Origin of the sequence: Mesorhizobium sp. M7A.F.Ca.MR.362.00.0.0, assembly GCF_004023175.1 — a bacterium.
Classification (GTDB): domain Bacteria; phylum Pseudomonadota; class Alphaproteobacteria; order Rhizobiales; family Rhizobiaceae; genus Mesorhizobium.
Genome location: NZ_RZTF01000302.1, coordinates 1 through 7,780, shown reverse-complemented (window position 1 = coordinate 7,780; position 7,780 = coordinate 1). Strand labels below are relative to the sequence as shown.

The following is a 7,780-nucleotide window of genomic DNA, read 5'->3' as shown; positions in this document are numbered from 1 at the left end:
GGCAGAGCCAGTTGAGCCAGCGTCACGGCCGCCTTGGCCCGCTGCTCGAACGCGCCGAGAGCGAAGTCGGCGCAGCGCCGGCCGAAGATCCGGCAGCGGTTGCGAAGCCGGACAAACGCGCCGAAGTGACCGGCAGCATCAAGGAGCCCGCGCGGAACTATGCGGTCGCCAGCCTGAGCGCCGATCCCGGCGCCGGCGACACAAGGCCGTTCTCGCTGTGGTCGACCCGCTCCGATCCGCTGCCCAACGATTCAGCCGCCGATCGTGCCGACAAGCTCTTCGTCTCGATCAACCAGTCGCTGAAATCCATCGAGAGCGACCAGTTGACCCGCATCAGCACGCTTGCCGACAATGCCTACAAGAGTGCCGATGCCATTACCCAGGCGCTCGAGGCGGCCGGACTGCCCGTCGACAGCGATTTCGGCAAGGGCGACAGCGATGTCGGCGGACCGCTGATCCCGCTCGACAGCTCCATGATGTTCGACAGCAAGGTCAAGGAGTTGGACGAAGCGCTTGACGCCCTCGACCATCTCAAGAAGGAAGCGCGCCAGTTGCCGCTGACCAACCCCGCACCGGGCCACTCCGTCACCAGCCCGTTCGGCGTGCGCACCGACCCGATCCTCGGCACCGCGGCACTGCATTCCGGCATGGATTTCAGAGCCCCGATCGGCATGGCCGCCAAGGTCACCGCACCCGGCACCGTCACCAAGGCCGGCTGGAACGGCGGCTATGGCCGCATGGTGGAAGTCGACCACGGCAATGGTTTTGCGACACGTTACGGGCATCTCAGCGAAATCGACGTCACCGTCGGCGAGAAACTGGACGCCGGCGCCGTCATCGGCAAGACCGGCAGCAGCGGCCGCTCGACCGGCCCGCATCTGCACTACGAAGTCCGCCACAATGGCGAAGCGATCGATCCCTTGCGCTTCCTCACGGTCGGCAAGAAGGTCGCTCAGTACCTGTAAGCGATCCTGGGCTCCTGCCCCATGCGCCGATGACCATCATGATGGCTGACTAAGGCGCTTCCATCGACAGAAACGCCGTCGCTGCCGCAACCAGGGTGGTCGCACCGACCTTCAACGCGGCCTCGTCGACACGAAACCGGGCGTGATGGAGCGGAAAGACCGATCCGATCTCCTCGTTTCGGATTCCCAGCCGAAAATAGACCGAAGGACGTTTCTCGCTGTAGTAGCCAAAGTCGTCCGCGATCGTCCATCCGGGCGTACTGAGGACGTTGTCGGCACCGATGCAGGCCTTGGCGCTGGCGGCAATCAGCTCAGTCATCTCGACATCGTTGACGACACCAGGTTCGCCCTTGTGGATGTCGACCTCGACACGCGCGCCGTGGCTCGTCCCTATTCCCTCGGCTATCGTACGGACGCGGCGCCAGGCCCGCTCGCGGGTTGCATCGCTGCCGCTGCGGATGGTGCCTTTCAACGTGACCTTGCCGGCGGTGACATTATAGGCGTTGCCGCCATTGATGGCCGTCACGGAAATCACCAGCGGATCGTACGGGTCGATCTCGCGCGAAACGATCTTCTGCAATTCGCTCACCAAGGAGCAAGCCACGGCCAACGCATCGACACCTTCATGCGGTTTTGCCGCGTGCGACGCCGAGCCGATGACGGCTACATCGAACGTGTCGCAGGCCAGAGTGTAGGGACCGGAGCCGACGGCGATCTTGCCGGACGGCGTGTAGGGATCGACATGGACGCAGATGGCGGCGTCGATGTCGTCGAGAAGCCCCTCTTCCACCACCCGCTTGCCACCCGACGGTTCGTCCTCCTCCGCCGGCTGGAAGATCAGGCGAACGGTGCCGCCAAAACTGTCCCGCGACCGGTGAAGATGCGCGGCCACTGCGAAAGCCATCGATGCATGGGCGTCGTGACCGCAGGCATGCATCACGCCTGGATTCGTCGATGCATAATCGACGCCGGACTCCTCCTCGATCGGCAAGGCATCGATGTCGGCGCGAATGGCGACCTTTCGATTTGACGGCTTGCCGGTGCCGACAATATCGACGGCAAGGCCAAAGCCGACGACGTCGCGAATGTCGGCAATTCCCTGATCCACCAGCATCTGCCTGAGATAGCGCTGCGTGCCGGCCTCCTGGTTCGAAAGCTCGGGATTGCGGTGCAGGTGGCGGCGGACCTCGATCATCCGATCGAGAATTCCGGCGTCGATATCGGTCGTCACGGTTTTCGCAACACCACCCGCCGTGGCCGAACCCTCAGGATTTGACATGGATCTCTCGCGGGAACTTCGTCAGGGTCTCATGGCCGGTTTCGGTGACCAGGATGGTCTCGCTGATCTCGATGCCCCAGCCATCCATCCACATGCCGAGGATGGAATGAACGACATTGCCCGGTTCAAGCACGGTCTTGTCGCCCGGCCTGAGGCTGATCGTATGCTCGCCCCAGTCCGGCGGATAGGCGACGCCGATGGAGTAGCCGATGCGCGATTCCTTCTTCAGTCCGTAGCGCTGGATGACCTTGCGCCAGGCGGCTTCGACGGCTTCGGCTGATGTTCCTGGCCTGACCGCGTCGAGCACCGCATCCATGCCCTCGATCACCGCTTTTGCCGTGTCCGAAACATTTGTCGGCGTCTTGCCAAGCTGCATGGTCCTGGCGAGGCCTGCGGCATAGCGGCGGCAGACGCCGGCAAGTTCCAGCGCAATCGTCTCGTTGTCTCCGAACCGCCTGTCGCTCCACATGATGTGCGGCGCCGAGGCATTCTCGCCACCGAGGATTGTCGGGGGAAGCGCGGTGATGTCGCCGGCAAAATCCGGGCTGCCTGCGATCTGCGCCGCCTGGATGGCGGCGATGGCATCGCACTCGCGAACACCCGGTGCGATCACCTCGAAGGCCCGCGTGACGGCCGCTTCGGCCAAGATGGACGCCTTGCGCAAATAGGCGATCTCGGGCGCCGATTTGACCGCGCGGATCCAGTTCACCAGCAGGTCGGCATCATGCCATTTTGCATTTGGAAGTCCCGCGACAAGCCGGGCGTGCGCCTTGGGAGAGAAATAATAGGCTTCGAGTTCGATGCCGATATGTCTGACACCCCAGCCCCTGGCGACGATCCAGCTCGCGATCCAGTCCATGGGATGGCGATCGACGCGCTGAACATGGTCTTCCGGAAAGCCGACCACGTTTTCCGGTTTCATCCAGGCGGTCAGAAGACCGCCGGCCGCATCCATGGCGCGCCCGATCCAGACCGGCTCGACCTCCTCGATTGGAACCAGCACCACCTGCGGCGTGTAGAACGACCAGCCGTCATAGCCGGTGATGTAATGCTGGTTGGCAACGTCGTTGACGACAAGGAGTTCGAGACCGCGCTTCGCCATCTCGGTGCGTATCTTGCGAAGCCGCTGTTGGTACTCGTCTCGGGCAAACGGCAATTCAATCATCTTTGCTCCATCTTTGTCAGATCAACGGTCGCGGGGTTCGCTCACCATTGAAGGGGTTTCGCCACGGCGGCAATCGGCCAGGACGACGCGTGGGCAGGTCCTGAACCGAATAGGCCCTCCACGGCCTTCCCCAGGAAAACTTCGGCGTGAATTTATTTTTGAATTCCATTTGACTGAATAAATAAGCAATGCAAAGCTGCGCTCTCCTAAGGGGCGCAAGGCATGGCACTGCGGGGGACCAATCAGGAGTTCGGGCGGCCGTACAATCGGCGCATCGTGCTTGAGTCCATCCGCCTTCATGGACCGATCGCCCGCGGCGAGATCGCCCGGCGCGTCGGCCTCACCGTCCAGACGGTATCGACCATCGTTCGCGAACTGGAAGATCAGGACTACATCCTGTCGCTGCGCGAAGAGCCGAAGGGGCGCGGCCTGCCGCCGGCGACGCTGCGGATCAACCCCGAGGGCGGCTATGCCGTCGGCATCCACATCACTCCGCTTGGTATCAGCGCCGCCTTGATCAATCTGAGCGGCGACGTGATCGAGAGCATCTACCGCGAGGCGCCGAACGCGGCGCCGGACCACGCCTTCGAGCTGATCGGGGCGATGGTGGTGGAATTGACCAGACTGCGGGCTGGCGGACGGGTGCTGGGCGTCGGCATGGCCCTGCCCGGCCCATTCGACGTGGAGTCCATGAGTTTCGTCGGGCCAACCACCATGACCGGCTGGAAGGATGTGGCGCTGCGCGAACGGCTGGCGGCCTCCACCGGATTGCCGGCCTTCTTTGAAACCGATATGGCAGCGGCCGCCATGGGCGAGCGCCTCTACGGCCTCGGCGCCCAGTTTTCCGAATATTACTATCTCTATTTCGGCGTTGGCCTTGGCGGCGTCATGGTTCATGAGGGCAGCGCCTTGCGCGGCGCCTGGGGAAATGCCGGCGAGATCGGGCACATTCCCGTCATTCCGGGCGGCGAGGCCTGCCCGTGCGGCAACAGCGGCTGTCTCGAAAGATATTTGTCGCTCGAGGCACTCCGGCGCTGGAACGGCAGCGAGGCGGATTGGGTCGCCGAAGTCGCACCGATCTTTCACAACGCCGTCGCCGTCATCGAGAACCTGTTCGACCCGGAGACGGTCATCCTCGGCGGGCTGGCGTCCACCGACCTGCTCGAAATGCTGGCTGGTTCGGCCGGAGGCCTGCACAACTCCGTCTCGGCCCGCAAGGACCGCACGACGCCCAGGGTTGTGGTCGCGCGCGGCGGACAGCATTCCGTGCTGCGCGGCGCCGCCGCCCTTGCGGTTTCCGGGGTGCTGTCACCTCGCTTCGGGCAGATGTTCGCGGCCGAACGCGAACGCGAGCGCGACCTTCTCAAAGGCAGGGAGATTGCGGCATGAGTGAACCCCTGCTGGTGCTCGACAACGTCACCAAGAACTATGGCGCGATCGAAGCGCTCAAGGGGATCAGCTTCTCGATCGGCAAGGGCGAGGTCGTGGCGCTGCTGGGCGACAACGGCGCCGGCAAATCGACACTGGTGAAGATCATATCGGGCGGACTGGAGCCGACCTCCGGGCGCATGCTGTTCGAGGGCAAGGAATTCCTTGCCAAATCACCGGCCGAGGCCAAGGCGGCCGGCATCGAGACCGTCTACCAGGATCTCTCGCTGTGCACCAATGTCGACGTGGTCGCCAATTTCTTCATGGGCCGTGAGATCACACGCAAGTTTCTCGGCATTCCCGTGCTCGACGAGCGCGCCATGGAAGCCGTCGTCGGAAAGGCGCTGGCCAATGCCGGCACCCGCATTCCCTCGTTGCGGGCCAATGTCGAGCATCTCTCGGGCGGCCAGCGGCAAGCCATCGAACTCAACCGCTTCGTGCACTGGGGCGGCAAGCTGGTGCTGCTCGATGAACCGTTCGCCGCCCTCGGCGTCGAACAGACACGGCGCGGCCTCGACATGATCCGCCAGGTGGCGAACCAGGGCATCGGCGTCGTCATCATCACCCATATCATGCAGCAGGCTTTTCAGGTCGCCGACCGGATCGTGGTGATCCGCCAGGGCGTCGTGGCCGGCGATGTCGCACGCAATAAAACAAGTCCCGATGCGGTGATCAACATGATCACCGGTGAGACGCTTGCCGGTGCCGGACCGACAGGCTGAGGGACAAAAGAGGGGTCCGGCTTAAGAGGAGCGAACGACATGAAGCGAATACTTCTTGCTGTCTTCGGTATCCTTGCACTGGCCTTTGCCACGCTCACGCCGGCATTCGCCCAGTCCAAGGGTATCGTCTACTATATGGTGCCGACGCTGCTGGACGAGTTCCAGACCGGCTCGGTGAGCGCGCTGGAACTGTTCCTGAAGCAGACCGGCTACGAGATGAAGACGCTGAACGCCGACAACAAGACCGACGCCCAGCAATCGCAGATGAACGATGTCATCGCGCTGAAGCCGGCGGCCATCATCCTGGCGGCAGTCGACTTCAATGCCCTGAAACCGTCGATCGAGGCGGCCCGGGCCGCCGGCATCCCGGTGGTCGAGTTCGACCGCCAGATCACCTCGACGCCATCCGACTTCACCTCTGTCGCCGGAACGGTCGAGATCGGCTACGTCGCCGCCGACCAGGCCGAGAAGCTGCTGAAGGCAAAGCACGGTTCGGTGAAGGGCAAGGTGCTGCAAGTCCTCGGCGACCCCGGCGACCCCTATACGCTCGACATCCAGAAGGGCTTCGAGGAGAAGATGAAGGCGTTTCCGGACGTCAAGATCATCTCGCTTCCGGCCATGCAATGGGAAGCCAGCAATGCCGGCACAATCGTTGCCGACCAGATGCTGGCGAACCCGGACATCGACCTGATCTTCAGCCATGCCGCGCACCTTTCGGTCGCCGCCGTCGCCTCGCTCGAGGCAGCCGGCAAGAAGCCGGGCGACGTCATGCTGATGAGTTCGAACGGCGCTCCGGTCGGCCTCGACCTGATCCGCAAGGGTTGGCTCAATGCCGAAATCGAGCAACCGCTCTACGCGCAGGCCGCGGCTGTCGCCATGTTCATGGACAAGATCGTCAAGAAGCAAGAGATCAAGCCCGGCGAATACGACGTGCTTGGCCTGAAATCGACGGTGACCAAGGAAGCCTGGGGTCCGAACATCAAGATCCCCGGTGCCGCCATCACCAAGGAGAACGTCGACAACCCGGCCTTCTGGGGCAACCAGAAGCCGCCGACGGACACCGTCAAGCCGGTCGAATAGTCATTGAAAGCGCTCCGGGCCGTAACGGCCCGGAGCCTACCCTTTCACAACGCCGCGTCCAAAAGACGCCGTGGCGAATTTGAATCCGCGCCCGAACCCGACGAAATCGAATTGATTTCGCGGGGCATGCGCCAACCGGATCAGCCCATGAACCCGCGCACACGCAAAGCCCTGGAGTTCGTACTCGACAACCTCGTCTGGTTCATGCTGCTGTTCGTGCTGGTGGTCTTCTCCATCTTCGTCCCGAACTACTTTCAGCTCGGCATCTTCGCCAACATCATCGAGGCTTCCAGCGTGCTCGGCGTCATGTCGATCGGCCTGGCGCTGGTGATCATCGCCGGCCACATGGATCTGTCGGTCGAATCCGTCGCAGCGCTTAGCGCCATGGCGGTCGGCATCCTGTTCTGCTCGTCGGGCATCGGCATGGGCGTGCAACTGCATCCCGAATGGCTGATGGTTCCGGTTTCGCTGCTGCTGGCGCTGGCCGTAGGCGGTCTCATCGGCGCCTTCAACGGCTATCTGGTGGTCAAGGTGAAGATGAGCGCTTTCATCATCACGCTGGCGTCCTACATCTGGGTGCGCGGCCTGGTGCTGGTCGTGTCGGGCGGCCGCTCGGCGCAGGATCTTGCACCGGCCATCCGCTGGTTCGGCATCCAGCGCCTTGTCGGCCTGCCACTTACCGCCTGGATCGCGGTTGGCTGTTTCGTCGTCTTTTCGCTGATCATGGCCAAGACGCCGTTCGGCCGTCACCTCATCATGATCGGCGGCAACGAGACGGCGACCTTCCGCGCCGGCATCCGGGTGAACCGCAATCTCATCATCGCCTTCGTGCTTGCCGGCGCGATTGCCGGCCTTGCCGGCTGGCTGCTGGCGATCCGCACGTCGGGCGCCACCGCCAATCTCGGCGTCGGGCTGCTGTTCAACGCCTTCGCCGCGGTCGTCATCGGCGGCGTCAGCCTCAAAGGCGGCGTCGGCACCCTGCCCGGCGTCTATGCCGGCGTGCTTTTGCTCTCGGCCATCAACACGGCGATCAATTTGATGGGCCTGCCGGCCAATTTTACCCAGGTGATCCACGGCCTGCTGGTGCTGGCGGCCGTGCTGCTCGACGCCTTCAAGCAAACCATTCGCCAAAGACTCGCAT

Annotated in this window: 7 protein-coding genes; 5 read left to right on the top strand and 2 right to left on the bottom strand. The window is 63.3% G+C overall.

Going from position 1 to position 7,780, the window contains the following annotated elements; genetic code table 11:
* Nucleotides 1–965: M23 family metallopeptidase (locus EOC06_RS27505; RefSeq protein ID WP_245470127.1), on the top strand; the 965-nt coding region annotated here is incomplete at its 5' end.
* Between the two features lie 49 nt (nt 966–1,014).
* Here the strand turns inward: EOC06_RS27505 and EOC06_RS27500 are convergent.
* Together EOC06_RS27500 and EOC06_RS27495 are read right to left on the bottom strand one after the other, a co-directional pair.
* A complete protein-coding gene (locus EOC06_RS27500; protein WP_128309254.1) occupies nt 1,015–2,244 on the bottom strand; it encodes a M20 family metallopeptidase in 1,230 nt (409 codons plus the stop codon).
* The gene (locus EOC06_RS27495; RefSeq protein ID WP_128309253.1) at nt 2,231–3,409 is read right to left on the bottom strand and encodes a M24 family metallopeptidase; all 1,179 of its coding nucleotides are present in this window, start codon (nt 3,407–3,409) and stop codon (nt 2,231–2,233) included. The genes EOC06_RS27500 and EOC06_RS27495 overlap by 14 nt, the downstream gene beginning before the upstream one ends.
* A 222-nt stretch (nt 3,410–3,631) precedes the next feature.
* Here EOC06_RS27495 and EOC06_RS27490 point away from each other — a divergent pair, with 222 nt between their 5' ends.
* The 4 genes from EOC06_RS27490 to EOC06_RS27475 all read left to right on the top strand — a co-directional run.
* Entirely contained in the window at nt 3,632–4,798 is a 1,167-nt protein-coding gene (locus EOC06_RS27490) for an ROK family transcriptional regulator (protein ID WP_128309252.1), read from the top strand.
* Nucleotides 4,795–5,559, top strand: coding sequence for an ATP-binding cassette domain-containing protein (locus EOC06_RS27485; protein ID WP_013532175.1), 765 nt, complete (start codon nt 4,795–4,797; stop codon nt 5,557–5,559). Before EOC06_RS27490 ends, EOC06_RS27485 begins: the two co-directional genes overlap by 4 nt.
* A 39-nt stretch (nt 5,560–5,598) precedes the next feature.
* Nucleotides 5,599–6,639 carry a sugar ABC transporter substrate-binding protein gene (locus EOC06_RS27480; RefSeq protein WP_127329643.1) on the top strand — a complete coding sequence of 347 codons (1,041 nt, stop codon included), beginning with the start codon at nt 5,599–5,601 and terminating at the stop codon, nt 6,637–6,639.
* 147 nt (nt 6,640–6,786) lie between these two features.
* The coding region (locus EOC06_RS27475; RefSeq protein WP_164898763.1) for an ABC transporter permease at nt 6,787–7,780 on the top strand (994 nt) is incomplete at its 3' end.